Source organism: Zoogloea oleivorans (genome assembly GCF_008107625.1).
In the GTDB taxonomy this organism is placed as follows: domain Bacteria; phylum Pseudomonadota; class Gammaproteobacteria; order Burkholderiales; family Rhodocyclaceae; genus Zoogloea; species Zoogloea oleivorans.
Window position 1 is genome coordinate 323,954 of record NZ_SDKK01000001.1, and the last position, 23,991, is coordinate 347,944.

The window sequence follows — 23,991 nt, forward strand, 5'->3', positions numbered from 1 at the left end:
GGTTAAGGCTGGGCTAAAGGCTATAATCTTAACCGTTTCCCGAGTCTTTCCAGCCCATATGGCCAAACACAAACACAAGCACGAAGAAGAAGAGTACGCCGGCCCGAGCAAGTCGCAGCTCAAGCGCGACAGTACAGCCCTGCAGGATCTCGGCCGCGAACTGGCCGAACTCGGCAAGGAGCGGCTGGCCAAGGTGCCTATCGACGAAGATCTGCGCGACGCCGTCAAGGACTACCAGCGCTTCACCGCCCACGAAGCCAAGCGCCGCCAGCTGCAGTACATCGGCCGGCTGATGCGCAACGTCGACCCGGAGCCGGTGCGTGCCGCACTGGACGCCTTCCGCGGCGTGTCGGCGGTCGAGACAGCCCGCATGCACAAGCTTGAAGCCCTGCGCAACCGCCTGCTCGAAGACGAGAAGACGCTGCACGAGATCGCCGAAAAGCACCCCGGCGTCGATCTGCAGCAGCTGCGCGTCATGCGTCGCAACGCGCTCAAGGAGAAGGAACTCAACAAGCCGCCGCGGGCTTTCCGCGAACTGTTCCGTGTCCTGCGCGAGCTGGAAACCGGTGGCGTCGACAGCGAAGACTTCGACGATGAGTCCGACGAGGCTGAAGAATGAACGATGAAGTGGTGATCGGCCTGGTTTCGATCAGCGATCGGGCTTCCGGCGGCGTCTATGAAGACAAGGGCATCCCGGCCTTGCAGGACTGGCTGGGCAAGGCCCTCGAAACGCCGTTTCGCACCGAAACCCGGCTGATTCCGGACGACCAGGCGAACATCGAGGCAACGCTCGTCGAGCTGTGTGACGTGGTGGGCTGTGCGCTGGTGCTGACTACCGGCGGCACCGGCCCAGCACCCCGCGACGTGACGCCCGAGGCGACGGTAGCGATTGCCGACAAGGTGATGCCGGGCTTTGGCGAGCAGATGCGCCAGATCAGCCTGGCGTTCGTGCCGACGGCGATCCTGTCGCGCCAGGTGGCGGTGATCCGCGGCAAGACGCTGGTCATCAATCTGCCCGGTCAGCCCAAGGCGATTGCCGAGACGCTGGAAGGCTTGAAGGCTGCCGACGGTACGCAGAAAGTGCCCGGCATCTTTGCCGCGGTGCCTTACTGCATCGACCTGATCGGCGGGCCGTACATCGAGACGAACGAAACCGTGGCAAAGGCCTTCCGGCCCAAGTCGGCGATCCGGCCGAAGGGCTGAGCTTTTTCCTGGCTGGGTCGAGGCACCAGAAGCCTGCACGCACCGAGTTTCAGGCTCGGTGAGTGCAGGCTTTTTGCTTTGGTGGCGTGGCCGGCGGAGGTCTTACTTGGCGAAGATCTTGATGACCTTGCCTTCAAATCTCGGCTGCTGCAGGTAGCTACCGGCCAGCTGCTTTCTGCGCTCCAGCTCCCGCCACCAGGCCCGCAGGCCGAGCAGCACGGCAAGGATCACCGAGTAGATCAGCGGTTCGGTCACATCCTTTTTGACCAGCCACCAGAAGTGGATGCAGCCGAGCATGGCGATGGGGTAGATTGCCCGGTGCAGGCTTTGCCAGCGGCGGCCGCCGAGCTTGCGGATGGCGAAATTGCTGGAGGTGAGGGCCAGCGGCGTCATTAGTACCAGCGCGGCGAAGCCGACGGTGATGAAGGGGCGCTTGAGGATGTCCTTGGCGATGGCCTGCCAGTCGAAGAACTGGTCGAGCCACAGGTAGGTGGACAGGTGGGCGGCCCCGTAGGCGAAGGCGAACAGGCCGAGCATGCGGCGCAGGCGCACGACCCAGTGCCAGCCGCTGTACTTGCGCAGGGGCGTCACGCAGAGGGTGATGAGCAGAAAGCGCAGGGTCCATTCGCCGGTGTTGCGGGTGATGGCCTCGATGGGATTGGCGCCGAGGCTGTCCATCTCGAAGCTGCGCCACAGCAGAAAGGCGGGAATCAGGCAGAGCGCAAACAGGACTGTCTTGATGGTGGCAAGTTGGGAATTGCTGGGAGTCATGGCTTGGTCTTGCTATGCAGGTCAGAAGTAGCGGCGCAGGTCCATGCCGGAGTACATGGAGGCGACCTGGTCAGCGTAGCCGTTGAACATCAGGGTCTTGCGCTTGGTGAATTCGCCGATGCGCCGCTCGGTGGCCTGGCTCCAGCGCGGGTGGTCGACTTCGGGGTTTACGTTGGCGTAGAAGCCGTATTCCGACGGTCCGGCCTTCATCCAGGCGGTGCTCGGCTGCTTTTCCAGCAGGCGGATCGCCACCAGCGACTTGGCGCCCTTGAAGCCGTATTTCCAGGGCACCACCAGACGTACCGGCGCGCCATTCTGGACCGGCAGGACTTCGCCGTACAGGCCTACGGCCAGGATGGTCAGCGGGTTGCGGGCTTCGTCGAGGCGCAGGCCTTCGTTGTAGGGCCAGTCGAGCACGCCGCGGGTCATGGTGGCCTTGTCGTAGTGGGAGATGAATTCGACGTACTTGGCGCTGCCTTGCGGGTCGGCCAGCTTGAGCAGGCTGGCCAGCGGAATGCCGACCCACGGGATGACCATCGACCAGCCCTCGACGCAACGCATGCGATAGATGCGCTCTTCGAGCGGAACGAGCTTGAGGAGTTGCTCGATACCGATGGTCTGGGGCTTGTTCACCAGGCCTTCGATACGCAGCGTCCACGGGGCGGGCTTGAGGCGGTGGGTGTTCTGGGCCGGGTCTTCCTTGTCGGTGCCCAGTTCGTAGAAATTGTTGTAGGTGGTCACCGCCTTGTAGGGCGTCTGGCTTTCGCCGATGCTCAAGGGGCTTTTGATGAGTGGGCCGAGGCTTTGACCGGCTGCGTGGGCGAGGCCGGCCGGCAGGGCGCCAGCGAGGGCCAGCGTCCCGGCCTGGGCAAGAAAGCGGCGGCGTTCCAGGTACACCGCGGAATCGGTGATTTCCGACGGGAGTATGTCGGCGGGATGGCGGATAAGCATGATGGTTTTTCCTGGAAAGCGTTGTCTGCAAGGGTAGACGGGGTAGCTTCACAAAAATTACAGATTCACCCGATTATTTTTTGTGCCCGGTCGGGGCGCGGCAAGCGGCGGCTAGCATCGGGCCGTTTGCGCCTAGCTGCAGGGAAGCCGACTCTGCTAAACTCGGTCCCTATTCGTGGTGTTTCGCACGCTGTCGTTGTATCGGGCCCTGCCCGCGCCAAACGGGCGTTTCGCGATTCCGCATCCCATTCGAGAAAGCCTGTTCCGGTTCCCAATGCGTATTCTGCTGAGCAACGACGACGGTTATTTTGCCCCTGGTCTGCAGGCTCTCGCGGCTGCCCTCTCCCAGGTGGGGAAAGTCACCGTGGTGGCCCCCGAGCGTGATCGAAGCGGCGCCAGCAACTCCCTGACCCTCGATCGGCCCTTGTCCCTGCGCAAGGCGGCCAGCGGCTTCCATTACGTGAATGGCACCCCCACCGACTGTGTCCATCTGGCCGTGACCGGGATGCTCGACGAGCTGCCGGACATGGTGGTGTCGGGCATCAATCACGGCGCCAACATGGGCGACGACACAATCTACTCGGGCACCGTCGCGGCGGCTACCGAAGGTTTCCTGCTCGGTGTGCCGGCCATTGCCATCTCGCTGGTTGCCAAGGGTGCCTCCGACTTCTCCGGCGCGGCGCGCATCGCCCGTGAACTGGTCGAACGTTTCCAGCGTGACCCGGTGAAGGTGCCGACCCTGCTCAACGTCAATGTGCCCGATCTGCCCTTTGAGCAGATCAAGGGCATCCAGGTCACCCGCCTCGGCAAGCGTCACAAGGCCGAGCCGGTGATCAAGACCACCAACCCCCGCAACGATACCGTCTACTGGATCGGTGCCGCCGGCGCCGCCCAGGATGCAGGCGAGGGCACCGACTTCCACGCGGTGGCCAACGGCTACGCGTCGATTACTCCGCTGCAGATCGATCTGACCCATCAGGGCCAGATCACTACCGTGCGCGACTGGCTGGGCAAATGAGCAGCGAAGTGCTGCGGGTTGCGATGCAAACCGCGCTGCGAGCGCGGACGCGCATGGTGGAGCGCATTCGCGAGCAGGGCGTGCGCGACGAGCGCGTGCTGGCTGCCATGATGGCCGTGCCGCGTCACCTGTTTGTCGAGGAAGCCCTGGCTTCCCGCGCCTACGAAGATACGGCCCTGCCTCTTGGCCTGCAGCAGACGATTTCCCAGCCTTTTGTCGTTGCCCGGATGATCGAACTTCTGCGCACCGGTCGCGAACTCGGCAAGACCCTGGAGGTCGGAACCGGTTGCGGTTACCAGGCGGCGGTGCTGTCCCACGTGGCAACCGAGGTTTATTCCATCGAGCGCCTGCGTCCGCTCCTTGACCGGGCGCGCAGTAACCTGCGGCATCTGCGTCTGCCGAATGTGCGCCTGAAACATGCCGATGGTAGTGATGGGTTGCGGGAGGCCGCACCCTACGACTCCATCATCGTTGCGGCTGCTGCCCCGAAAGTGCCGCCCGCCCTGGTCGAGCAGCTCGCCGAAGGCGGTCGCCTGATTTTGCCGGTGGGTGCTGCGGAGCAGGTCCTGGTGCTCATCGAGCGCACGGCACGCGGCATCCGAGAAACACGCCTCGACGCAGTGCGCTTTGTCCCGCTGCTGCCCGGCACTGAATGATGTACCTTGAACGAATGATGTTGTCCCGCGTTTGTATCAGCAGTTTTCTCATCGCCCTGACCGTTGCCGGTTGTGCCACCAAGGCGCCTGCCCCGGTTGCCGAACGTACCCGCCCGGGCAGCAGCGCCCAGAGCAAGCCCGAGTCACCGGTACCGGTTCCGTCGACACCGGTGGCGCGTCCCGGTTATTACATCGTCAAACCCGGCGATACCCTGATTCGCATCGCCCTTGATCAGGGGCAGAATTACCGGGACATCGCCGCCTGGAGTGGCCTTGAAAACGCCAATCTGATCGAGGTGGGGCAGGAGTTGCGTGTCCGGCCACCGGAGTCCGCTGCGGTCAGCCGGCCGGTGAGTTCGAACGGGGGTGAGGTTCGTCCGGCGGCGGCTGTGGTGAATAGCGACGGTGTGCGTCGCGAACCGAAGGGCGGCAAGGTGGCGTATTCCGAGCAGGCCTGGGCTCTGGCCCAGAAGCCGGAGGCGCCGGTGGTACTGGCAAAGATCGACGCGAAGCCGGAAGTCAGGCCCGAGGCCAAGCCGGAAGTCAAGGCCGAGCCGGTCAAGCCTGAGGCGAAGGATGACAAGAAGGCCGAACCGGCCAAGCCGGCTGGCAGTGACGACAAGATCGACTGGGCCTGGCCGGCCTCCGGCAAGATCATCGCCGGCTTCAATGAAACATCGAGCAAGGGTGTTGATCTGTCGGGCAAGCCGGGTGACCCGGTGCTGGCTGCTGCTGGCGGTCGTGTTGTTTATGCCGGCACGGGTTTGCGTGGTTATGGCAAACTGGTGATAGTCAAACACGACAACAGCTACTTGAGCGCTTATGCCCACAACCAGAGTCTTCTGGTCAAGGAAGGGCAGGCCGTAAGCAAGGGGCAGAAAATTGCTGAACTGGGCGATACTGACAGCGATCGCCCGAAGCTGCACTTCGAGATCCGCCGGCAGGGCAAGCCGGTTGATCCGGGCAAGTACCTCCCACCCCGCTGAGCTTTCGGGTTTACGGTCGAAGCGGGTGGATGTAGTGATATGAATGACTATAGACGCCGTACTTCGTCGCTGCTGGATTTCGCGTGAGTACCGGTCTGGCGGGTGTGGTGCAGTGTGTGCCACACCCGAGTTTCACTCCATGACGCAGTGAGGGCTCCATGTACGAACCGGCCGTACCTGAGGAACTGGAAACCACCGAACCGGACTTGCCTCCGGAGGTCGAGGTCTTCCTCGAAGTTCCTGCGCCAACCCCTGAAACCGCCGAGTTTCTCGGTGACGTCACTCAGCTTTATCTCAACGAAATCGGCGCCAATCCGCTGCTGACGGCGGAAGAAGAGCTGATGCTCTCGCGCCGGGTGCGTGAGGGGGATTTCGCGGCACGGCAAAAGATGATCGAGCGCAATCTGCGCCTGGTCGTCAACATCGCCAAGCATTACCTGAACCGGGGCATTCCGCTGCTTGATCTGGTCGAGGAAGGCAATCTCGGCCTGATCCACGCCCTTGAGAAATTTGACCCCGAACGGGGCTTCCGCTTCTCGACCTACGCTACCTGGTGGATCCGCCAGAACATCGAGCGGGCGATCATGAACCAGTCGCGCACCATCCGCCTGCCGGTGCACGTGGTAAAGGAACTCAATCAGGTCCTGCGGGCCCAGCGCCAGCTGGAAGCGGCAGGTAACGGCGACACCACCATCGAGGACGTGGCCCGTCGGCTCAATCGGCCGGTGGCGGATGTGCGGGCGATCCTGGCCCTCAACGAACACACGGCATCCCTTGATGCGCCGCTGGACATCGATCCGAGCCTCTCGATTGGCGAGTCCCTGGCCGACGACGATGCGGAAACCCCCGATGTGCAGATCCAGGATCTGGAAGTCGAAACCCTGGTGCGCGAATGGATCAGCCAGCTCAGCGAGAAGCAGCGGATGGTCATTCGCCATCGCTATGGAATCGACGAGTGCGAAGTGCAGACCCTCGAGGAGCTTGCCGACAGCCTGGAGCTGACCCGCGAGCGGGTGCGTCAGATCCAGCTCGAAGCCCTCGGTCAGTTGCGCCGCATCATCAAGCGGCGGGGCGTGTCGAAGGACGTGTTGCTGTAGCCCTGCAGCCCCGTCTTCCCGTGTAAATTCCCGGATTCAAGACCATGAGCGAAATTGTTCGCGTGTATCACAACGCCCGTTGTTCCAAGAGCCGCTCCGCCTGCCAGTTGCTGGAAGAGCAGGGCGTGGCACTGGAAATTGTTGAATACCTGAAGAATCCGCCGGGTCGTGACGAGCTGGCCGGCTTGCTGAAGAAGCTCGGTCTGCCCGCCGAGGCGATTGTGCGTACCGGCGAGGATATCTACAAATCCGACTACAAAGGCCGCACGCTGAACGAGGACGAGTGGCTGGATGCGCTGGTGGCTCACCCGATTCTCATTGAGCGGCCGATTGTGGTGCGCGGTGCACGGGCCGTGATCGGCCGTCCGCCGGAAAAGGTGCTGGCGCTCCTCTAGCGCCTGGTGGGGGCCGCTGCTCTGGCTGCCTTGACCGCTTCACCCAGCTGAAACACGGACATGGCGTAGAAGCTGCTCCGGTTATAGCGGGTGATCGCATAGAAGTTCTGGTAACCAAGCCAGTATTCGCTGTCTTCCCCCGGCGTCACCAGTTCGACAAAGGCGGCCTTGCCGGCGGACTCCGCACCGTTGGCGGCTTTTACGCCGTAACTGGCCAGGGTGCTGGTGTCGAAGGCCGGATTGATGTCGTTGGCGATCAGCGGCATCAGGTTGGCGTCGCTGCCGATGCTGGCACGGGTTGCCACCGGGGCGCCGGTTTCCCAGCCGTGCATCTGCATGTAGCGGGCCACGCTGCCGATGGCATCCTTTGGGCTGTTGAGCAGGTCGATCTGGCCATCGCCATCGAAATCCACCGCGTAGTTGCGCACGCTGCTGGGCAGGAACTGGGGCAGGCCGAGGGCGCCGGCGTAGGAGCCCTGGTAATCGAGCGGGTCGCGGTGCTGTTCGCGGGCCATCAGCAGCAGGGCTTCCAGTTCGCCCCGGAAGAGTTCGGCGCGCCGCGGGTAATCGAAGGCCAGCGTCGACAAGGCCGACACGGTCTGATAACTGCCGGTGTTGCGGCCGTAGATGGTTTCGACGCCAATGATGCCGACGATGATTTCTTCCGGCACACCGTACTTCTCGCTGGCCGCCTTGATGCTGTCCCGGTGGCGCTCCCAGAAGGCCACGCCGGCCTTGATCCGTACCGGTTCGATGAAGCGGCCGCGGTAGCGTTGCCAGGAGCGCACGCTGGTCGGGTCCGGCGGGGGCGAGATGGCCTTGATGACCGATGGCAGGTACTGGGCGCGGCGGAAAATGTAGGTCAGGGCGTCCTTGTCGAAGCCGTGGCGCTGCTGCATTTCCTCGATGAACTGCTGGGTTTCCGGTCGGTCGGCATAGCGTTCGGCCGCCTGGTTGGCCGTGGCGGCAGTGAGGCCGGCAAGCAGGGCCAGGGCGAGGAGCGGGCGGGGCATGGCGGTTTTCATCGGGGGCGGAAATTCTTGATGGATTGGTGGAAGCGTTGGCCCAGGGCCGGATCGGCGTCTGCCGGGCCGTAGCGCAGGCGGGCGTAGTCGGAAGCGATGCGGCGGACGGTGTCGGCCAGGTCGGGGCGCTGGCGGGCCAGGCGTTCGGCGAAGTCCAGCGGGCCTTCCCACGTTGCCCGTTCGTAGCCGATGGTTTTCAGGCGCCGGCAAAAGCGTGTCCAGCTGCGGTCGATGGCATCGGCGGAAGAGCGTCGGCGCAGGGCCCAGATTGTCAGCAGCCCCATTACGATGGCGCTTGCTGCGCCCATCAAGGCGGTCAGCACCTGCCAGTCGGGTTCGGCGAAGCCCAGCGCGGCAAGCAGCGCCTTTTGGCGGGCCGGATTGTACCCGAGAACCCACTGGTTCCAGCTGTTGTCGAGGGCGTCGAGACGGTTGCGCAGATCGCGCAGCCAGGCCAGGTCGGTGCGCGCCAGCAAGGGGAGGTGGGCGCTGTCCGGCATGGCGGCGGCGAGGCCGTTCTGGATGCGCAGCGGGGCGCTGGCGGCGGTCGGGTCGATGCGCACCCAGCCTTGTCCGGCCAGCCACACTTCGGTCCAGGCGTGGGCGTCGGACTGGCGGATCACGAGGGTGCCGTCCACCGGGTTGAACTCGCCGCCCTGGTAGCCGGTGACCACTCGGGCCGGCACGCCGGCGGCGCGCAGGGTGACGACGAAGGCCGCAGAAAAGTGTTCGCAGAAGCCCTGTTGGGTGTCGAACAGGAAGCTGTCCACGTCGTCCCGCCCGAGGGGTGCCGGATCGAGGGTGTAGCGCAGGCGGCTGTTGCGGAAATGGGCAATGGTACGCGTCACAATGTCGTCGGCACCGTTGGCCTCTGCGTGCAGGCGGGCACCGAGTTCGCGGGTGCGGGGGTTGAAACCGGCGGGCAGATCCAGAGCCTGGCGCAGTATGTTGGGGCTTTCGTCGAGGCCGACCGGCGTGTGCGGGTAGGAAACCAGCGTGAGGCGCTGGCGACTGCGCACCGGTTCGCGGGAGAGGAGCTGGAAGTTGTCGGTGTAGATCAGGCCGGGCACGCTGCCCGGAAAATCGAGGGCCAGCAGCCAGGACTGGTTGTGGGGTTCAAGCGTCAGGGTGTAGGAATGGGCGATGCCCTGGCTGCGATAGGCGGGGGCGTCGGTAGCGTGGGTTCGCCCCGGGCGCCAGGTGTGGCCGTCGAAGCGACTGAGCACCGGACCGCGCCAGTAGCGCTCGGCGGGTGGCGGCAGGTCGCCCTCGAAGGCTGCTCGGAACGCGATCTCGCTGGATTCGCTGAGGCGTGCCATATCGCCTGGTGCCATGCTGTTGGAGAGCCCGGTGACGCTGCTGTAGGCATCTGCCGGCAAACCCCACAAGGGGCCCTGGACGCGGGGAAACAGGACGAACAGTACCAGCATCAGCGGTACGCCCTGCAACACCAGCCGGGTGGCGGCACCCGCTCGCAGTCGGGGCGCTGTCACGGAACCCTGCAGGGCCAGCAGGCTGGCGATGGCTGCCACGCTGCCGAGCAGCGCCAGCGCGGCAATGGCCATGTTCTGCTGATAAAGAAACTGCCCAAGCTGCATGAAAAAACTCAGCAGCACTACGGCGCGGCCATCGCGCACGCTGTCGGTTTCCAGCAGCTTGAGGCTGAGCAGGCCGGCCAGCAGGGCGATACCCGGATCCTTGCCGAAAAGATGCTTGAACTCGATCTGCACGATGGCGACGATGCCTGCTGCCAGGGCCAGCAGGAGCAGGCGATGAGGGAGTGCGCGGCCGGTGTGGGCGAGTATGCCGCGCCACAGCAGCAGGAGTGCGCACAGTGCGCCGAGTGCGAGAGGCAGGTGCTCGGCGTGGGGGGCGAGGGTCAGGGTGGTGCTGGCCAGCAGCCAGCCACTCTGGTCGCGACGCAGGCGGGGTTCAGTCATGGGGGTGTCCGAACAGAGCCAGTGCACCGAGGCAGGCTTGGCGATGCGCCGGGCCGCGGGCTGGCGGGAAGTCGACACCGGGCAGACGCAGGCCGAATTCGAGGCCGGCTTCGTCGGCGTCGATGATCCAGCGGGTCAGGCGCGACAGGCGCTCTTCAGTGCCCATGCCGGCGGGGAGTTGCTGCCAGTCGAGCGCGACGGAGCGGGCGCCGGCGCCGTCAAACTCCTTGGTACGCCACGGGCCGCCGCGGGCGACCGTCTTCCAGGCCACGTGACGCGGGGCGTCGGCAGGCTGGTGATGACGCAGGCCGGCGAAGTCCTCGCGCCCTTTGCCCCGCCCAAGCTCTCCGGTCCGCTCGTCGCTGCCAAAGGGCAGGGGCGGCGCCTTGGCCTCGGGCGCGGGATAGACGAGGCAGCGCAGGTCGGGCTGGAAGAGGCTCCAGGCGCGGATCAGGCCGAGGGGGTGACGGGTTTCGAGGGTCAGGCGTGGCAGCGTCAGCCAGCCGCGGGCAGGTGTGTCGATGGCGACTTCCCGGGCGCTGACCGTTTCGGGTGGTAGATCGAAAGGCGCCTGCCGGGCTGCTGGCGGTGTGCCGGTCGGCCACAGGTTCAGGCCGGGGCGCGGACGTAGCGTGGCGTTGTCGAGCAGGATGCCGAAGCGTGCCGGGCTGCCGCAGAACACCGGTTCGACCCGGCCCGGCGCAATGCTCAGGTCCACGAGGTTGCGAAAGGCATGATGGATGCTCACCCATGCTACGCCGCCGATCAGGAAGGTGAGGGCGAAGCCCAGGCTGAGGGCGTAGTTGATGGAGGCCAGCAGCATCACGAAGAGTGTTGCCCCGAGTGCCACGCCGAAGCGGGTAGGAAGCACGAAGATGCGTCGCTGGCCGAGATGGATCGGGGCCGGCTCTGGTCCGCTGACCCGGAACAGCCAGCGCTGGAAGGTGGCGCGGAGTGTCGACAGGGACATCAGGGCAGGGCCACCGCTTCGATCAGGCGGCGGGTGAGGGTGTCGGCTGGCTGCGGGGCATCGCCGGCCGGGCGCAGGCGATGGCCGGCGACGGCGGGCAGCACCGCCTGGATGTCCTCCGGCAGCACGTGGTCGCGTCCGGCCAGCAGGGCCCAGGCCCGCGCTGCGGCGAGGAGGGCCAGGCCGGCCCGTGGCGACAGGCCGAGGGAGAAACCGCTGGCTTCCCGGCTGTGGGCCAGCAGGGCCTGCACGTAATCAAGGATTCGCGGCCCCGCATGCACCTGGCGTGCCGCGGCGAACAGGGTTTCCAGTTCGCCGGGCTGCAGGACGGCCGGTAGCTGGGCGAGCAGTTCCCGTCGGTCCTCGCCGGCCAGCAGCGCGCGTTCGGCGGCGCGGTCCGGGTAGCCGAGGGAGATCCGCATCAGGAAGCGGTCGAGCTGGCTTTCCGGCAGCGCAAAGGTGCCGATCTGATCGCTCGGGTTCTGGGTGGCAATGACGAAAAAGGGTTCGGGTAGCGGCCAGGTGCGTCCTTCGGCGCTGATCTGGCGCTCCTCCATGGCTTCGAGCAGTGCGCTCTGGGCCTTGGGGGTGGCCCGGTTGATCTCGTCGGCAAGAACCAGCTGGGAAAACACCGGCCCTGGATGGAAGCGGAAGGCCCCGTCGCGCTGGTCGAAGACCGACACGCCGACGATGTCCGCCGGCAGCATGTCGCTGGTGAACTGGATGCGCTGGAACTGCAGACCGAGCAGGCGGGCCAGGACATGGGCGAGAGTGGTTTTGCCGACGCCCGGAATGTCTTCGATCAGCAGGTGGCCACGGGCGAGCACGCAGGCAAGGGCAAGGCGCACCGCATGCTCCTTGCCGAGAATGATCCGGCCGGCGGCGGCGACAAGACGGTTGGCAATATGAATCGGCATGGCGTGGGCTTTTTTCAGGGTCGAGTTAAGTGGATAATGGCTTCACAACAGCATTCCCGGTAACCGCTTTGGGGGCGGGCTTCATGGTCTATGGAGTCCCTGCCGGCCGAGGCGTTCGCCGGGCAATGCAACAATTCACGGGCTAGAGCGTATCGCGAGAGGCAGGGGAGAGTTTATGACGAGTACCGCATTCATCACGCATCGGGACTGCTGGCTTCACAACATGGGTGAACATCACCCGGAGTCTCCGGAGCGGCTTGGTGCCATCAACGACCGCCTCATTGCAGCCGGTCTCGACATGTATCTTTCCTTCCACGATGCGCCGGTCGCCACCATCGAGCAGCTCTCCCGGGCCCACCCGCAGGATCACGTCGAAGAGCTTCTCGCCAGCGTACCCGAACACGGTATCCGCCACCTGGATCCGGATACCGCCCTGTGCCCGCATTCCATGAAGGCCGCATTGCGCTCCGCCGGCGCCGGAATTTATGCCACTGATCTGGTGATGTCGGGCGAAGCCGAAAACGCCTTCTGCGCCATCCGCCCGCCTGGTCATCATGCCGAGGCCGGCAAGGCGATGGGTTTCTGCTTCTTCAACAACGTGGCTGTTGCAGCCCGGCATGCCCTTGATGTGCATGGTCTCAAGCGCGTGGCGATCATTGATTTCGACGTGCATCACGGCAATGGCACTGAAGACATCTTCAAGGACGATCCCCGCGTGCTGATGGTCAGCATCTTCCAGCACCCGTTCTATCCCTACAGCGGGGCCGACAATCCGGCGCCCAACATGGTCAATGTGCCCATCAAGGCCGGCAGCCGGGGCGACGTATTCCGGGAAATCGTCACCGACATCTGGATGCCGGCCCTGCGCAACCACGCGCCGGAAATGCTCTTCATCTCCGCGGGTTTCGATGCTCACTACGAAGACGACATGGGCTCCCTCGGTCTGGTCGAAGCCGACTACATGTGGGTCACCGAGCAGCTCAAGACGGTAGCCGCCGAGTGTGCCAACCGGCGCATCGTGTCGCTGCTGGAAGGGGGCTACTCCCTGTCTTCGCTGGCGCGCAGTGTCGTCTCCCACATCAAGACGCTGGCCGATCTGTAATCCCGGGCTGATACGTTGAACGACCCCGCTGCGGCGGGGTTTTGTGTTTCTGGCGGTCTGACGGCCCGTTTGTCCGCCTGCTTTTGGTAACTGCAGTTTGCGCCCGTCTATCCTTCCGGAAGTGATTGGGTACAATAGTCAACTTTCCCTCTTCCAGCGATAGCTCATGATTACCGGTTCGATTGTCGCCATCGTTACCCCGATGCTCGAGGATGGCAGCCTGGATCTTTCCCGTTTGCGCACCCTCATTGACTTCCACATTCAGGAAGGAACCGACGGCATTGTTGTTGTCGGCACCACCGGTGAGTCTCCCACGGTGAATGTGGAAGAGCACTGTGAGCTCATCCGTGCCTCCGTCGCGCATGCCGCGGGTCGTATTCCCATCATTGCCGGTACCGGTGCCAACTCGACGCGCGAAGCCATCGAGCTGACCGAGTTCGCCCGCGAAGCCGGGGCTGTTGCCGGCCTGTCGGTGGTGCCTTATTACAACCGTCCGACCCAGGAGGGGTTGTACCTGCACTTCAAGGCCATCGCCGAAGCCAGTCCGCTGCCGATGATCCTGTACAACGTGCCGGGCCGCACTGTCGCCGACCTGTCCAACGATACGGCGCTGCGTCTGGCCGAGATCCCCAACATCATCGGCATCAAGGATGCGACCGGCAACCTGGATCGCGCCTGTGACCTGATCGCCCGCGCCCCGAAGGATTTCGCGCTATACACCGGCGACGACATGACGGCCATGGCCTTCATCATGCTCGGCGGTCACGGCACCATTTCGGTGACCGCCAACGTGGCTCCGCGTCACATGCACGAAATGTGCGTGGCTGCTGCCGCGGGTAATGGCGTGCGTGCGCGTGAGATCAATGCCAAGTTGGTGGGGCTGCATCGTCACCTGTTCTGCGAAGCCAATCCAATCCCCGTCAAGTGGGCCGTCGAGCAGATGGGTTTCGTTGGCAAGGGCATCCGCCTGCCGCTGACCCCCCTGTCCGAGTCCTGCCATGAACGCGTGCTCGACGCCATGCGTCAGGCCAGCGTCGAAGTTTGAGTTTGTTTTTCCCACCCCGAGGGTTACGCATGCAAAGCCGAAAGCTGGCTTCCGGTTCGGCGGTCGTTATCTCGATCGCCCTCGCCGGATGTTCCGGTTCCTTGCTGGAATCGAAGAAGATCGATTACAAGAGTGCCGCTGTTGCTTCCAAGCTGCCGTCTCTGGAGATTCCGCCCGATCTCACCGCCCCGACCGCGGATGATCGCTATGCCGTGCCGGACATGAATCCGAAGGGTTCTGCGACCTTCTCGGCTTATAACGCCGAGCGCTCCGGCCAGCCTTCGGCGGCAGGTGGGGCCGTGGTGGCGCCGACTACGGTCGCGCCGCAGTCCATCGACAAGATGCGTGTCGAACGCTCGGGCACCCAGCGCTGGCTCGTGGTTCCGGGTACCGCCGACAAGGTGTGGCCCCAGGTTCGCGATTTCTGGCAGGAAAACGGTTTCATCCTGAATGTCGATCGTCCCGAGATTGGCGTCATGGAAACCGACTGGGCAGAGAATCGTGCCAAGATCGACAACGGCTTGATTCGCAATACCATCGGCAAGGTGATCGACGGCCTTTATTCGACCCCCGAGCGGGACAAGTTCCGCACGCGTCTCGAAAACGGCGGCGAAGCCGGTTTCGTGGAGATTTACATCAGCCATCGCGGCATGATGGAAATCTACCCGAACGAGGCCAAGGACCGGACCATTTGGCAGCCTCGTGCAGCCGATCCGGAACTCGAGGCCGAACTGCTGCAACGCCTGATGATTCGTCTTGGGGCGGATGAAACCCGGGCCAAGGCGCAGATCGCTGCTGCGCCCCAGGCCGAGAAGGCCAAGCTGCAGAGCGCTTCCGATGGTGCTGCGGTCCTGCACGTCCAGGAAGGCTTTGACCGCGCCTGGCGTCGTGTTGGCCTGGCCCTTGACCGGGTTGGCTTCACGGTGGAGGACCGGGATCGCTCCCAGGGCATCTACTACGTGCGTTATGTGGATCCCGAGGCAGACGTAAAGAAGGGCAACGAGGATGGTCTGTTGTCCAAGCTGGCTTTCTGGCGCAGCACCGATGCCAAGCCGGTATCGGGCGGCAGCCAGTACCGGATTTACGTGAAGGGGCCGGATGCCACTTCTACGGTACAGGTTCTGACCCGGGAAGGCGGCACGGATACTTCCGCGTCGGCCCGCAAGATCCTGAGCCTGTTGTTCCAGCAACTCAAGTAAAGCGCCTGATGCTTGTGGGGAAGTAAAAAACGCCGGGTTCGCCCGGCGTTTTGCATTGCTGTCCAGCTTGTCGGCAGGCCATCTGAGCGCGACGCAGGCAACAAAAAAGCCAACCCGCAGGTTGGCTTTTTTGCTTCCGGAGAGAAGATTACTTCTTCTCGGCGGGGGCGGCTTCAGCCGGCTTGGCAGCTTCAGCAGCGGGAGCGGCCGGAGCAGCTTCAGCGGCGGGGGCAGCCGGGGCAGCCGGAGCAGCTTCAGCGGCGGGGGCAGCGGGAGCGGCCGGAGCAGCTTCAGCGGCGGGGGCAACAGCAGGAGCCGGAGCTTCAACGGGCTTCGGCTCTTCCTTCTTGCCGCAGGCGGAAACAGCGAGTGCAACGAGAGCAGCAACCAGGAGAGATTGTTTCATTGTTGGTTTCCCTTATCGATAAATGAAGTACAAAAGCCTAAATATAGGAGCAATCAGGTGGGGGACCCGATCTGGCCCGAATGCTATCACGGAGGAAGTGCTTGAATAAAGACATTGTTGCGTTGCCGCAACAGGGATACGCATTTGTCAAGCCCCGGGCCTTAGTCCATCAAAGTTCTTGATGCGTAGGCGAAGCCACAGCAGTACCAGTCGTACAGAAGTGCGAGGCCTTCTTCCGACAGGCCGGCGACGCTATCCAGTTCGCGATGGTCGGCCAGACGCTCCAGGATTGCCTTGTCTTCGGGGTGCACCGGCACCGGCTCGGCATTCATGAAGAACTGGTCGGCGGAGAACAGCAGCAGGCTGCGGGCGTCGAGCCGGAAACCGTCGGCGATACAGGCGGCCACGAACTCTTCGTGCTCGAGGGGCTCATCCGGGGAGTCGAAAAACACGTGGGCCTTTGGCTCGGTGAGGTAGGTGCCGAGAAAGCCGCGCACGTCTTCCCGGTTCCAGGTGATGCGCGTGAGCATGTCGGCGACGCGATCGATCATCTGGTCGCTGATTTCGGCCGAATGGGCCTGGTATTTGAGGTCCGGGTCGGCGTAGATGCCGTCGAGCTGGATGGTGTCCTGCAGATGGATCAGGAACTGCTGACCGAGCTCCTGCACGGTGGGTGAGCGGAAGCCGATCGAGTAGGTGGTGCATTCGCCGATGGCGATGCCGTTGTGGGCCCAGTGGGGCGGCAGGTAGAGCATGTCGCCCGGTTCCAGTACCCAGTCGTGGACGGGGCGGAAATCCTGCAGAATCTTGAGCGGAGCATCTTCGATGAGGGTCCGGTCCTCCTGGTTGCCGATCTGCCAGCGACGCTTGCCGATGCCTTGCAGCAGGAACACGTCGTAGTTGTCGAAATGGGGGCCGACACCGCCGCCGTCGATGGCGTAGCTGACCATCAGATCGTCCAGGCGGGCCTGGGGGATGAAGTCGAAGCGGTGAAGGAGGGCGTCACCATCGGGGCAGAACAGGTTGAGACCCTGGATCAGCACCGTCCACGGTTGCTTCTTGCGGCGCAGGTCGGCGGCCTTCTGGGGGCCATGGATGACCTCCCAGTGGGTCGCGTCGTGGCATACGTAGCGGGACTCCACGTCCTCGTCACGGGCGAGGGTAAAGAGTTCGTCCTTGGTGAGGACACCGGTGAAGCCGGGAACCGCCTGGCGAATGAGGAGCGGTTTTTTTTGCCAGTACTCGGCGAGGAATTCCTCGCCCGACAGGCCGCCGAGAAGAGTGTTTGTCATCCCGCAATTATAACGCTGTGCCTTGCAAAGGCCGCCCTGGCCGCTAAAATGGCGCCCTTCGTTTTCAGACCCAGCAAAGCCATGAGCGAAGTCGCTACCCGCGAAGCCGTCATCGAGTCCCTCGACCATGAAGGTCGTGGCGTCACCCATGTGGACGGGAAGGCGATCTTCATCGATGGCGCCCTGCCCGGCGAACGGGTGACTTACACGTCCTACCGGCGCAAGACGAGCTTCGAGATGGCCGAGGTCGTGCGCATTCTCAAGCCGAGCTCCCGTCGCGTGACGCCCCGCTGTCCGCATTTTGGCGTGTGCGGTGGGTGCAGCATGCAGCACCTGGAGCCGACCGCCCAGGTGGCGGCCAAGCAGCGGGTGCTGGAAAACGCGCTGTGGCATATCGGTCGGGTCAAGCCCGAAGTCATCTACCCGGCCATCGTCGGTCCCGACTGGGGCTATCGCTACCGGGCGCGGCTGAGTGTTCGCGTGGTGCCTGGCAAGGACGGCGTGCAGCTCGGTTTCCATGAGCGGCGCAGCAGCCACATTGCCGACATGAGTCGTTGCGACGTATTGCCGCTGCACGTTTCGGACATGCTGCCGCGCTTGCGCCAGCTGGTGGCGGGTTTGTCGGCGCCCGACCGGGTGCCGCAGATCGAGATTGCCGAGGGTGAGGGCATCACCGTGCTGCTGTTCCGTAACCTGCAGCCGATCTCTGCCGGCGATGACGCGCGCTTTGCCGCCTTTGCCGCCACCGAGCAGGTTCAGGTCTGGCTGCAGCCGGCGGCGAGTGCCGATTCGGCGTATCGCCTGTATCCGGTGAAGGCGCCGGGGCTGGCCTACACGCTGCCCGAGTTCGGTGTCTCGATGGCTTTCCTGCCTACGGATTTCACCCAGGTGAACGTGTTCATCAATCGCGTACTGATGCGTCGCTCCATGCAGTTGCTTGATCCGCAGCCGGGCGAGCGGATTGCCGATCTGTTCTGCGGGCTGGGCAATTTCAGCCTGCCCATCGCCCGCCTGGGGGCCCACGTGATCGGTGTGGAGGGCAGCGATGCGCTGGTCAAGCGGGCCGGTGAAAACGCAGCCGCCAATGGCCTGGCGGAGCGCAGCGAGTTTTACGCTGCGAACCTCTTCGAGGCCACCGAAGACAGCATCGCGGCTCTCGGCAAGCTGGACAAGATGCTCATCGACCCACCCCGGGAAGGCGCGCTGGCGGTGGTCAGGGCGCTGGGGGCTGCGGCGCCGCGGCGGATCGTCTATGTTTCGTGCAACCCTGCCACGCTGGCGCGGGACAGCGCGGTACTGGTCAATGAGAAAGGCTATCTACTCAAGGGGGTCGGCATTGCCAACATGTTCCCGCAGACATCCCACGTGGAGTCGGTTGCGCTCTTTGAGCGTGACTGAGTCTCTGGCTCAAGGCACAAAAAAAAGGCGACCCGGGGGTCGCCTTTTTGATGACTGCGGCGCTTAGTCGCGGTCGCCGCCGGTGAAGGCCATGATCAGGTTGAGCAGGCTGACGAAGACGTTGTACACGTCCAGGTACACCGACAGGGTGGCCGTCACGTAGTTGGTTTCGCCACCGCGCACGATCTGGTTGATGTCGTACAGGATGTAGGCCGAGAAGATCAGCACGACAGCTGCCGAGATCGCCAAGGACAGGGCCGGGACCTGGAAGAAGATGTTTGCCACGCCAGCCAGCAGGACGACGATCATGCCGACGAACAGGAACTTGCCCATGTTCGAGAAATCACGCTTCGACACGCTGGCGATGGTCGCCATCGTCGCGAAGATTGCACCGGTGCCGCCAGCTGCCAGGGCGATCATGGAGCCGCCGTTGGAGAAGCCGAGAGCGACCTGCAGGATGCGCGACAGCATCAGGCCCATGAAGAAGGTGAAACCCAGCAGCAGCCCTACGCCAAGACCGTTGTTCTTGTTCTTCTCGATGCCATAGAAAAAAGCAAAGGAGATGCCCATGAACAGCATGAAGGCGATGAAGGGACTGCCTGCCAGGAATGAAAACTTCAGTTGTACGCCCAGCAGCGCGCCGGCAACGGTCGGCACCATCGTGAGTGCGAGCAGCATGTAGGTATTACGCAGAACGCGGTTGGCGCCTTGCGACAAAACCTGCGTTTGCTGACCGTAAGTGTCGAGTTGCATGTAGATCCTCCGAATGACATTAACAGGGTAGCCTGCATCGCTTGAGAGTAGCGGAGGCGCCATAAAGTTTCAACCGGCGGCCCGCGCAGCGTCGGAATCAGGCTGCGCCAAGCCACATTCCCTGGCGCCAGCCGTCGACATTGGGTTCCGTGTAGCGCGGCACATACAGCCCTATCGTCGAGAGTCGCGCCAGGTGTGAGTCTCTGCCTGTTTCCACGATCCACGCCAGAAGGCGTTTGCGCCAGGCAAACCGGTCAGGTCGCTGGGGCTTGTTCATCATGCGCTGTGACTCCTGGGGGCTGGATGGGGGTAGGGATTCAGTATTACGCGATTGCGTTACAGTTTGAAGATGTCATGCCGGGCTGATGGTTTTGGGAGGGCCGATTTGAAACCGGTCCACGATCCGGGCCATGTCCTGAGATATGGCCCGGATCGAGTCTGCGGCCAGCTTGGTGTGGCGCGCGGCCGAGCTGGCTTGTTCGAGGAGGCCGTCGATCATGCCGACCTGGCTGACGATTTCGTGGCTGGAGGATTGTCCGATGTCCACCAGACGGGTGATCTCTCCGACGACCTCGATGACTTTTTCCGCCGACTCCTCGATGCTTTCGATGGCATCGCCAGCGGTTCTGGCCAGCGTTGTGTTCTCGCGCATCTCGGTCATGACTTTCTTCATCAAGTCCGTGGCCTCGTGGGAGGCGACATCGATTCCGGAGAGGTGCTGATTGATCAGCTTGGTTGCATCGGCCGAGCGTTCGGCCAGTTTGCGGACTTCATCGGCGACGACAGCGAAGCCGCGTCCCGACTCGCCGGCCCGGGCGGCTTCGATGGCGGCATTGAGCGCCAGCAGGTTGGTCTGATCGGCGATCTGGCGGATCTCCGAGACCACGCCTTCAATTTGCACGACTGCCCCAGCCAGGGCGAAGACCTTGTCGGAGGCGTGATCGATGCGGGTTGCCAGCGCACCCATGCGGCTGGCGCTTTCGCGGATGACGGCGCTCTTGCGTGTGGCGTGGTGGCTGGATTCGGCGGTAATCTCGCCCGCCTGACGCGTTTCCTTGTCGATGTCGAGGATGTGGGTCTGAATCGAGTGCACTGCGGTCTGGATGGCTTTGGAGGAGTCGCTGCCCCGGGAGGCGATGTGCGCCACCATGGCGGCCGACTGGTGCATTTCGATTGAGGCGGTTTCGTTGCTCCGGATGATTTCGATCATCTCCCCCAGGCTGGCCTGCAAGGTGTCGATCAGGGCGTTGAAGGCCCGTACCGACTGGCCGATCTCGTCGTTGCGCATGACCGGCACACGCTGGGTGAAGTCGAGGGAGTCGGCAATCGAGGCCATGGTGCCTTCCATTGAGCGGAGGGGGCTGACGATGTTGCGGTGCAGGCGAAAGACCAGTCCGAAAAGAATGGCGAGGGTGAGTGCTCCCGCTCCGGCGAGCACCTCGGCGGTCTGCGTGAAACCGTCCTCGACAGCGCTGACGGTGCGGTCCTTCACCCGCCGCTTTTCGATCCGCAGCGTTTCCAGGATCTGTTGCAGTTCCTGTTGATACTGGGCCACGCTGGCGTACAGGCTGGCTTCGGAGAGCGCCCGCTGACCGGCTGTTGCCTGGGCGACGGTTTCGTCCATGGCCGTCTGGTAGTTGCCGAGGCTTTCTTCGGCCTGCTTGAGCAGACCGATTTCGGCCTCCGAGTGGGAGATCGGGTATTGGGCTGTCAACTCGTCGATGAGCCGGGTGCGTTGGGCGGCGAGCTCTTCGCGGGCCTTGCTGCCCAGATCGGGCGTCGGGGCGTAGACCACTTCGGTCAGGACGATCTGGACCTGCTTCAGGCGGGCGCCGAGGTCGGAGGCGGCGAGGGCGCCGGGAATGGCATCCTCGGTGAGGGTGTGAACCAGGTCGGCGTTGCGCTTGAAGTGGACGCCTCCAACGATGCCGACCGACACCAGCAAGGTAGCGGTGATCGAGATCAGCATGATGAGGTAGTGGCGAATGCTCATTGGGCGTTGTTCCAGTCGGTCGGGGGAGAGTGCCCGGTTGATGCGATGCACAAACCGTGTGTCGCCCGGTTATCGGCTGGAACTGGCCAAGCTCAAATGAAGTTTTTCTTACGTTCGGCGGGTGACCAGCCAGTCGAGGAGGGGGCGCCACTGTTCCAGATCGCCAGTGGCATTCCGGCCGGGATCGAAAAGGGTTTCGCCGGTTTCCACTGCCTGCACATAGCGCTGGGTGTTGCGAATGCAGGTGACGAGGGGCAGGTCGAACTGCTGCAGGAATTCCAGCATTTGCTGCGAGGCGTTGGTGCGCGGATCGACGCGCATGCCGACGATCGCAACGCCGACCCGATCCTTGCGCACGGCCTTGGTTTCTGCGAGTTCGTCGAAGAAGTCGCGGCTGGCCAGCATGTCGAAGCGGGACGGCGCTACCGGTACGATCACGCGATCGACCTCGCGCAGGAGTTGCCGGAGGGCTTTGCCATGCAGGCCGGCCGGTGTGTCGAGGATGCCCACGCCGCAGTCTCTGGGAGGGGCGCCGGGCGTTCCGTCTTCCGATGCCCAGGCGCGAATCGGCGGCAGTGTGCTGGGGCGCCGCTTGAGCCATTCGGCGCTCGACTGCTGGCGGTCGAGGTCGGCGAGGCAGACAATTTCGTCGCAATGGGCAAACCAGCTCGCCAGATGGATCGCCAGTGTCGATTTGCCGCAGCCGCCCTTGGGGTTGGCAACCATGATCGTATGCATTTATGCTTACCTGCGAGATAAACGATATAAACTGTTTATATAGTTTATCTGTTTTCCAGGCTTGTAAAGGGTAGCTGCATGGGTACAAAGAAAAAACAGGAGGCACCCGGCGCGCGCGCCGCGGGGGCGGACAAGCCGGCGACAAGAAAATCCAGGCTCGTGCGTGACAGCTTTACGTTTCCGGAGAGTGATTACGCCTTGATCGGTGTGCTCAAGGTGCGTGCGCTGGAGGCCGGGCGTGATGTCAGGAAAAGCGAAATCCTGCGCGCCGCGCTGGTCGCCCTGATGGCCCTGCCGGTGGAGGATTTGCTCAGGACACTCGACGGCGTCGAGCGCATCAAGACCGGTCGTCCCACCAAGTCCGACACCTGAAGTCTTGGTCGTCAGTCCAGGCCGCGCTGGCAACTGGGTGTCAGCAGGCGGCGTTCAAGCATCCTTCCTTCCAGGGAGGAGCGGGCCTTGAGCCGATTCAGTTCCGACTGTTGCTCTCCGAAGGCGTCGCGCTCATCCGGGTTCCTGCGGGCGGCTTCAATGGAGCGGATGCAGCGCCAGCGCTCTCCGCTGCGCGTCACCATCTTTCGCATGGTTTCGGGATGGTGGTAGGTCATGCAGTGATAGCAATAGACTTTGCTCGACATGGTGCCCTCGTCACGGCGTTCCACATGAAGATCGCGCGCCCTGTCAGGATGGGCGCGCCTCCAGACTCCACCGCCAGAATGCGCAAGCGAGGTTTCAGTGCGATGACGAAAATGTGTGACGTGCGCCGGCTACCTGTGCGGCGCATGGGCGCTTAGTGCGATGGAGCCACCGGTTTGGCGGCGGGCTGCCGCGTGGCGAGCCCGGGTGTGACCGGTTGCCAGACGACCGGCAGGGCCAGGCCGGTGCTGTGGGCGAGGTAAAAGTTGCCGTAACGGAAGTCGTCGGTGACTTCGCGCCCCAGCCAGGGCGGACGGGGGTGTGCGGTGTTTTCGTGGGGCAGCTCGATTTCGGCGATCACGAGCCCGGCGTGCTTGCCTTCGAAGACATCGACCTCGAAGGTGTGCCCGGCCACATCAAGGAGGTAGCGGGTTTTCCGGACGATGCGTTCGCCGCAGTAGAGGGCCAGCATCCGGTGGGCGTCATCGAGGGGAATGCGGTATTCGAATTCGTCGCGGCTGATGCCGAGCTTGGGACCCTTGAGGGTAAGGTAGGCACGATCGGCGCGAATCCGGACGCGGGTGGTCATGGCGCCGGGCTCCTTGGCGACGTAGCCCTGCACAATCCGCTCGCCGGTTCGCCCATCCAGAAAACGTGTTTCCGTGATGAGGAACTTCCGCTCGATCTCCGTCGCCATGATTGTTTTTTTCAGCGAATTCGAAGGCGGCATTTTAGCAAAATGCCGCCTTCGGGATGATTACGGTCAACCACACTTGCTCAAGGCTTGTTTCTGCGCAGACGCGCAGCCGAGAGAAGCAGACCGCCCAGGCCGAGGGCCAGGGTGCCGGGTTCCGGAACGCTTTGCGGGGCGTCGAGACGCACGGCATCGATACCCAGTCGGGAGCTGCCCACGTAGTCGTTGACATCGACGACGCCGAACACCAGCTTCACGCTGCCCGTGCTGCTGAAGGCGTAGCTGAAATGCTGGCCGGTGGCGCCGCCGGCCACGTCGCCAAGTACGGTCAGCACGTCGTCGATGAGCACGAAAGCGTAGTCATTCATGCCGCTGAGCGGGTCTTCGTTCGAGGCAAAGGTCCAGTCGAAGGAGAGGCTGTCACCCGCCTGAACGGTGAGCGTCTGCCGGAGGGCCGAGCCTTCGAAGGCCCAGGTGCCGGCGGCCGGGTCCGGGTCGAGGGCACCCAGCGCCAGACCGGCAAAGTCTTCAAGCCCGCCGGGCATGCCGACGGGGGCCGCGGCGCTGCCGGAAACGTTGAAGGCGGCGTTGGCGGCCGGGGCGTCGTCCGCATCCAGGGAGGCGGTGGTGAGCACCGCCGCACCGGCCGATACGGCCACGTCGCCAAGGGCGCTCCAGCCGTTGAGGCCGGCGCTGAAGTCACCGTTGAGCAGGCCGGCGTGGGCCGGTGCGCTGGTCAGGGCGCCTACCAGGAGGGTGGCGGAGAGGGATTTGATCAGTTTCATGGTTGGATTCCTTGCTGGCAA

The 23,991-nt window shown here is 63.7% G+C and carries 27 protein-coding genes; 12 read left to right on the top strand and 15 right to left on the bottom strand.

Annotation, left to right across the window (positions count from 1 at the left end):
* Nucleotides 1-58 precede the first annotated feature (58 nt).
* Nucleotides 59-619 (top strand): ribosome biogenesis factor YjgA, encoded by a 561-nt coding sequence (yjgA, locus tag ETQ85_RS01465; protein WP_148577336.1) that lies wholly within the window; start codon nucleotides 59-61, stop codon nucleotides 617-619.
* A complete protein-coding gene (mog, locus tag ETQ85_RS01470) occupies nucleotides 616-1,203 on the top strand; it encodes a molybdopterin adenylyltransferase (protein ID WP_148577337.1) in 588 nt (195 codons plus the stop codon). The genes yjgA and mog overlap by 4 nt, the downstream gene beginning before the upstream one ends.
* Nucleotides 1,204-1,305: 102 nt before the next feature.
* Here the strand turns inward: mog and ETQ85_RS01475 are convergent, their stop codons facing one another.
* Both ETQ85_RS01475 and msrP read right to left on the bottom strand, forming a co-directional pair.
* A complete protein-coding gene (locus tag ETQ85_RS01475; RefSeq protein WP_148577338.1) occupies nucleotides 1,306-1,974 on the bottom strand; it encodes a protein-methionine-sulfoxide reductase heme-binding subunit MsrQ in 669 nt (222 codons plus the stop codon).
* Between the two features lie 21 nt (nucleotides 1,975-1,995).
* Nucleotides 1,996-2,925 (bottom strand): protein-methionine-sulfoxide reductase catalytic subunit MsrP, encoded by a 930-nt coding sequence (gene msrP / locus ETQ85_RS01480; protein ID WP_148577339.1) that lies wholly within the window; start codon nucleotides 2,923-2,925, stop codon nucleotides 1,996-1,998.
* A gap of 274 nt (nucleotides 2,926-3,199) precedes the next feature.
* Between msrP and surE the strand changes: the two genes are divergently transcribed.
* The 5 genes from surE to arsC all read left to right on the top strand — a co-directional run bounded on the left by surE (nucleotide 3,200) and on the right by arsC (nucleotide 7,077).
* Nucleotides 3,200-3,943: a 5'/3'-nucleotidase SurE gene (gene surE, locus ETQ85_RS01485; protein ID WP_148577340.1), complete on the top strand. Its 744-nt coding sequence runs from the start codon at nucleotides 3,200-3,202 to the stop codon at nucleotides 3,941-3,943.
* A complete protein-coding gene (locus tag ETQ85_RS01490; RefSeq protein WP_148577341.1) occupies nucleotides 3,940-4,599 on the top strand; it encodes a protein-L-isoaspartate(D-aspartate) O-methyltransferase in 660 nt (219 codons plus the stop codon). Before surE ends, ETQ85_RS01490 begins: the two co-directional genes overlap by 4 nt.
* A gap of 17 nt (nucleotides 4,600-4,616) precedes the next feature.
* Complete coding sequence (locus ETQ85_RS01495; RefSeq protein WP_222862017.1) at nucleotides 4,617-5,585, top strand: peptidoglycan DD-metalloendopeptidase family protein; 969 nt, start codon at nucleotides 4,617-4,619, stop codon at nucleotides 5,583-5,585.
* A 158-nt stretch (nucleotides 5,586-5,743) separates the two neighbouring features.
* Nucleotides 5,744-6,682 carry an RNA polymerase sigma factor RpoS gene (rpoS, locus tag ETQ85_RS01500; RefSeq protein WP_148577342.1) on the top strand — a complete coding sequence of 313 codons (939 nt, stop codon included), beginning with the start codon at nucleotides 5,744-5,746 and terminating at the stop codon, nucleotides 6,680-6,682.
* Between the two features lie 44 nt (nucleotides 6,683-6,726).
* Entirely contained in the window at nucleotides 6,727-7,077 is a 351-nt protein-coding gene (arsC, locus tag ETQ85_RS01505; RefSeq protein ID WP_148577343.1) for an arsenate reductase (glutaredoxin), read from the top strand.
* Here arsC and mltB read toward each other — a convergent pair.
* Genes mltB through ETQ85_RS01525 form a run of 4 tightly spaced genes read right to left on the bottom strand, consistent with a single transcriptional unit; the run spans nucleotide 7,074 to nucleotide 11,929 of the window.
* Nucleotides 7,074-8,090: a lytic murein transglycosylase B gene (gene mltB, locus ETQ85_RS01510; RefSeq protein WP_246128569.1), complete on the bottom strand. Its 1,017-nt coding sequence runs from the start codon at nucleotides 8,088-8,090 to the stop codon at nucleotides 7,074-7,076. The genes arsC and mltB overlap by 4 nt on opposite strands.
* An 8-nt stretch (nucleotides 8,091-8,098) precedes the next feature.
* On the bottom strand, nucleotides 8,099-10,042 hold the full coding sequence (locus ETQ85_RS01515) for a transglutaminase TgpA family protein (RefSeq protein WP_148577345.1): 1,944 nt from the start codon (nucleotides 10,040-10,042) through the stop codon (nucleotides 8,099-8,101).
* Nucleotides 10,035-11,012: a DUF58 domain-containing protein gene (locus ETQ85_RS01520; protein ID WP_148577346.1), complete on the bottom strand. Its 978-nt coding sequence runs from the start codon at nucleotides 11,010-11,012 to the stop codon at nucleotides 10,035-10,037. Before ETQ85_RS01520 ends, ETQ85_RS01515 begins: the two co-directional genes overlap by 8 nt.
* Nucleotides 11,012-11,929 carry an AAA family ATPase gene (locus tag ETQ85_RS01525; protein ID WP_148577347.1) on the bottom strand — a complete coding sequence of 306 codons (918 nt, stop codon included), beginning with the start codon at nucleotides 11,927-11,929 and terminating at the stop codon, nucleotides 11,012-11,014. The genes ETQ85_RS01520 and ETQ85_RS01525 overlap by 1 nt, the downstream gene beginning before the upstream one ends.
* A gap of 175 nt (nucleotides 11,930-12,104) precedes the next feature.
* Between ETQ85_RS01525 and ETQ85_RS01530 the strand changes: the two genes are divergently transcribed.
* From ETQ85_RS01530 to bamC, 3 genes are all read left to right on the top strand, one after another.
* Nucleotides 12,105-13,031, top strand: a complete 927-nt coding sequence (locus tag ETQ85_RS01530) for a histone deacetylase family protein (RefSeq protein ID WP_148577348.1) — start codon at nucleotides 12,105-12,107, stop codon at nucleotides 13,029-13,031.
* A gap of 166 nt (nucleotides 13,032-13,197) precedes the next feature.
* Entirely contained in the window at nucleotides 13,198-14,076 is an 879-nt protein-coding gene (gene dapA, locus ETQ85_RS01535; protein WP_148577349.1) for a 4-hydroxy-tetrahydrodipicolinate synthase, read from the top strand.
* 29 nt (nucleotides 14,077-14,105) lie between these two features.
* Entirely contained in the window at nucleotides 14,106-15,275 is a 1,170-nt protein-coding gene (gene bamC / locus ETQ85_RS01540) for an outer membrane protein assembly factor BamC (RefSeq protein WP_148577350.1), read from the top strand.
* Nucleotides 15,276-15,423: 148 nt separating this feature from the next.
* Here the strand turns inward: bamC and ETQ85_RS01545 are convergent, their stop codons facing one another.
* Together ETQ85_RS01545 and ETQ85_RS01550 are read right to left on the bottom strand one after the other, a co-directional pair.
* Entirely contained in the window at nucleotides 15,424-15,681 is a 258-nt protein-coding gene (locus ETQ85_RS01545; RefSeq protein ID WP_148577351.1) for a hypothetical protein, read from the bottom strand.
* A gap of 161 nt (nucleotides 15,682-15,842) precedes the next feature.
* On the bottom strand, nucleotides 15,843-16,973 hold the full coding sequence (locus tag ETQ85_RS01550) for a cupin domain-containing protein (RefSeq protein WP_148577352.1): 1,131 nt from the start codon (nucleotides 16,971-16,973) through the stop codon (nucleotides 15,843-15,845).
* Between the two features lie 81 nt (nucleotides 16,974-17,054).
* Here ETQ85_RS01550 and rlmD point away from each other — a divergent pair, with 81 nt between their 5' ends.
* On the top strand, nucleotides 17,055-18,371 hold the full coding sequence (gene rlmD / locus ETQ85_RS01555) for a 23S rRNA (uracil(1939)-C(5))-methyltransferase RlmD (RefSeq protein WP_148577353.1): 1,317 nt from the start codon (nucleotides 17,055-17,057) through the stop codon (nucleotides 18,369-18,371).
* Between the two features lie 63 nt (nucleotides 18,372-18,434).
* Here rlmD and ETQ85_RS01560 read toward each other — a convergent pair whose 3' ends face one another.
* The 4 genes from ETQ85_RS01560 to ETQ85_RS01575 form a co-directional block, all read right to left on the bottom strand.
* Nucleotides 18,435-19,124, bottom strand: a complete 690-nt coding sequence (locus tag ETQ85_RS01560; RefSeq protein WP_148577354.1) for a Bax inhibitor-1/YccA family protein — start codon at nucleotides 19,122-19,124, stop codon at nucleotides 18,435-18,437.
* A gap of 97 nt (nucleotides 19,125-19,221) precedes the next feature.
* Nucleotides 19,222-19,404 (bottom strand): hypothetical protein, encoded by a 183-nt coding sequence (locus tag ETQ85_RS01565; protein ID WP_148577355.1) that lies wholly within the window; start codon nucleotides 19,402-19,404, stop codon nucleotides 19,222-19,224.
* Between the two features lie 72 nt (nucleotides 19,405-19,476).
* Nucleotides 19,477-21,117, bottom strand: a complete 1,641-nt coding sequence (locus ETQ85_RS01570; RefSeq protein ID WP_148577356.1) for a methyl-accepting chemotaxis protein — start codon at nucleotides 21,115-21,117, stop codon at nucleotides 19,477-19,479.
* Nucleotides 21,118-21,225: 108 nt separating this feature from the next.
* A complete protein-coding gene (locus ETQ85_RS01575; protein WP_148577357.1) occupies nucleotides 21,226-21,855 on the bottom strand; it encodes a ParA family protein in 630 nt (209 codons plus the stop codon).
* Between the two features lie 78 nt (nucleotides 21,856-21,933).
* Here ETQ85_RS01575 and ETQ85_RS01580 point away from each other — a divergent pair, with 78 nt between their 5' ends.
* The gene (locus tag ETQ85_RS01580; RefSeq protein WP_148577358.1) at nucleotides 21,934-22,227 is read left to right on the top strand and encodes a hypothetical protein; all 294 of its coding nucleotides are present in this window, start codon (nucleotides 21,934-21,936) and stop codon (nucleotides 22,225-22,227) included.
* An 11-nt stretch (nucleotides 22,228-22,238) separates the two neighbouring features.
* Here ETQ85_RS01580 and ETQ85_RS01585 read toward each other — a convergent pair whose 3' ends face one another.
* The 3 genes from ETQ85_RS01585 to ETQ85_RS01595 all read right to left on the bottom strand — a co-directional run bounded on the left by ETQ85_RS01585 (nucleotide 22,239) and on the right by ETQ85_RS01595 (nucleotide 23,970).
* A complete protein-coding gene (locus tag ETQ85_RS01585) occupies nucleotides 22,239-22,493 on the bottom strand; it encodes a hypothetical protein (protein ID WP_148577359.1) in 255 nt (84 codons plus the stop codon).
* 152 nt (nucleotides 22,494-22,645) lie between these two features.
* Nucleotides 22,646-23,188 (bottom strand): CYTH domain-containing protein, encoded by a 543-nt coding sequence (locus ETQ85_RS01590; RefSeq protein ID WP_148577360.1) that lies wholly within the window; start codon nucleotides 23,186-23,188, stop codon nucleotides 22,646-22,648.
* Between the two features lie 80 nt (nucleotides 23,189-23,268).
* Nucleotides 23,269-23,970 carry a PEP-CTERM sorting domain-containing protein gene (locus ETQ85_RS01595; RefSeq protein ID WP_148577361.1) on the bottom strand — a complete coding sequence of 234 codons (702 nt, stop codon included), beginning with the start codon at nucleotides 23,968-23,970 and terminating at the stop codon, nucleotides 23,269-23,271.
* Nucleotides 23,971-23,991: the final 21 nt, after the last annotated feature.

Bases quoted from the DNA above. Each gene is read 5' to 3' on its own strand.
- mog (WP_148577337.1), top strand. From the start codon at position 616: ATGAACGATGAAGTGGTGATCGGCCTGGTTTCGATCAGCGATCGGGCT.
- rlmD (WP_148577353.1), top strand. From the start codon at position 17,055: ATGAGCGAAGTCGCTACCCGCGAAGCCGTCATCGAGTCCCTCGACCAT.
- ETQ85_RS01590 (WP_148577360.1), bottom strand. From the start codon at position 23,188: ATGGCGACGGAGATCGAGCGGAAGTTCCTCATCACGGAAACACGTTTT.
- ETQ85_RS01475 (WP_148577338.1), bottom strand. From the start codon at position 1,974: ATGACTCCCAGCAATTCCCAACTTGCCACCATCAAGACAGTCCTGTTT.
- ETQ85_RS01495 (WP_222862017.1), top strand. From the start codon at position 4,617: ATGTTGTCCCGCGTTTGTATCAGCAGTTTTCTCATCGCCCTGACCGTT.
- ETQ85_RS01530 (WP_148577348.1), top strand. From the start codon at position 12,105: ATGACGAGTACCGCATTCATCACGCATCGGGACTGCTGGCTTCACAAC.
- ETQ85_RS01580 (WP_148577358.1), top strand. From the start codon at position 21,934: ATGGGTACAAAGAAAAAACAGGAGGCACCCGGCGCGCGCGCCGCGGGG.
- ETQ85_RS01570 (WP_148577356.1), bottom strand. From the start codon at position 21,117: ATGAGCATTCGCCACTACCTCATCATGCTGATCTCGATCACCGCTACC.
- mltB (WP_246128569.1), bottom strand. From the start codon at position 8,090: ATGCCCCGCCCGCTCCTCGCCCTGGCCCTGCTTGCCGGCCTCACTGCC.
- ETQ85_RS01520 (WP_148577346.1), bottom strand. From the start codon at position 11,012: ATGTCCCTGTCGACACTCCGCGCCACCTTCCAGCGCTGGCTGTTCCGG.
- ETQ85_RS01575 (WP_148577357.1), bottom strand. From the start codon at position 21,855: ATGCATACGATCATGGTTGCCAACCCCAAGGGCGGCTGCGGCAAATCG.
- ETQ85_RS01525 (WP_148577347.1), bottom strand. From the start codon at position 11,929: ATGCCGATTCATATTGCCAACCGTCTTGTCGCCGCCGCCGGCCGGATC.
- surE (WP_148577340.1), top strand. From the start codon at position 3,200: ATGCGTATTCTGCTGAGCAACGACGACGGTTATTTTGCCCCTGGTCTG.
- arsC (WP_148577343.1), top strand. From the start codon at position 6,727: ATGAGCGAAATTGTTCGCGTGTATCACAACGCCCGTTGTTCCAAGAGC.
- ETQ85_RS01545 (WP_148577351.1), bottom strand. From the start codon at position 15,681: ATGAAACAATCTCTCCTGGTTGCTGCTCTCGTTGCACTCGCTGTTTCC.
- ETQ85_RS01595 (WP_148577361.1), bottom strand. From the start codon at position 23,970: ATGAAACTGATCAAATCCCTCTCCGCCACCCTCCTGGTAGGCGCCCTG.
- rpoS (WP_148577342.1), top strand. From the start codon at position 5,744: ATGTACGAACCGGCCGTACCTGAGGAACTGGAAACCACCGAACCGGAC.
- ETQ85_RS01560 (WP_148577354.1), bottom strand. From the start codon at position 19,124: ATGCAACTCGACACTTACGGTCAGCAAACGCAGGTTTTGTCGCAAGGC.
- yjgA (WP_148577336.1), top strand. From the start codon at position 59: ATGGCCAAACACAAACACAAGCACGAAGAAGAAGAGTACGCCGGCCCG.
- dapA (WP_148577349.1), top strand. From the start codon at position 13,198: ATGATTACCGGTTCGATTGTCGCCATCGTTACCCCGATGCTCGAGGAT.
- ETQ85_RS01585 (WP_148577359.1), bottom strand. From the start codon at position 22,493: ATGTCGAGCAAAGTCTATTGCTATCACTGCATGACCTACCACCATCCC.
- msrP (WP_148577339.1), bottom strand. From the start codon at position 2,925: ATGCTTATCCGCCATCCCGCCGACATACTCCCGTCGGAAATCACCGAT.
- ETQ85_RS01550 (WP_148577352.1), bottom strand. From the start codon at position 16,973: ATGACAAACACTCTTCTCGGCGGCCTGTCGGGCGAGGAATTCCTCGCC.
- ETQ85_RS01490 (WP_148577341.1), top strand. From the start codon at position 3,940: ATGAGCAGCGAAGTGCTGCGGGTTGCGATGCAAACCGCGCTGCGAGCG.
- ETQ85_RS01565 (WP_148577355.1), bottom strand. From the start codon at position 19,404: ATGATGAACAAGCCCCAGCGACCTGACCGGTTTGCCTGGCGCAAACGC.
- bamC (WP_148577350.1), top strand. From the start codon at position 14,106: ATGCAAAGCCGAAAGCTGGCTTCCGGTTCGGCGGTCGTTATCTCGATC.
- ETQ85_RS01515 (WP_148577345.1), bottom strand. From the start codon at position 10,042: ATGACTGAACCCCGCCTGCGTCGCGACCAGAGTGGCTGGCTGCTGGCC.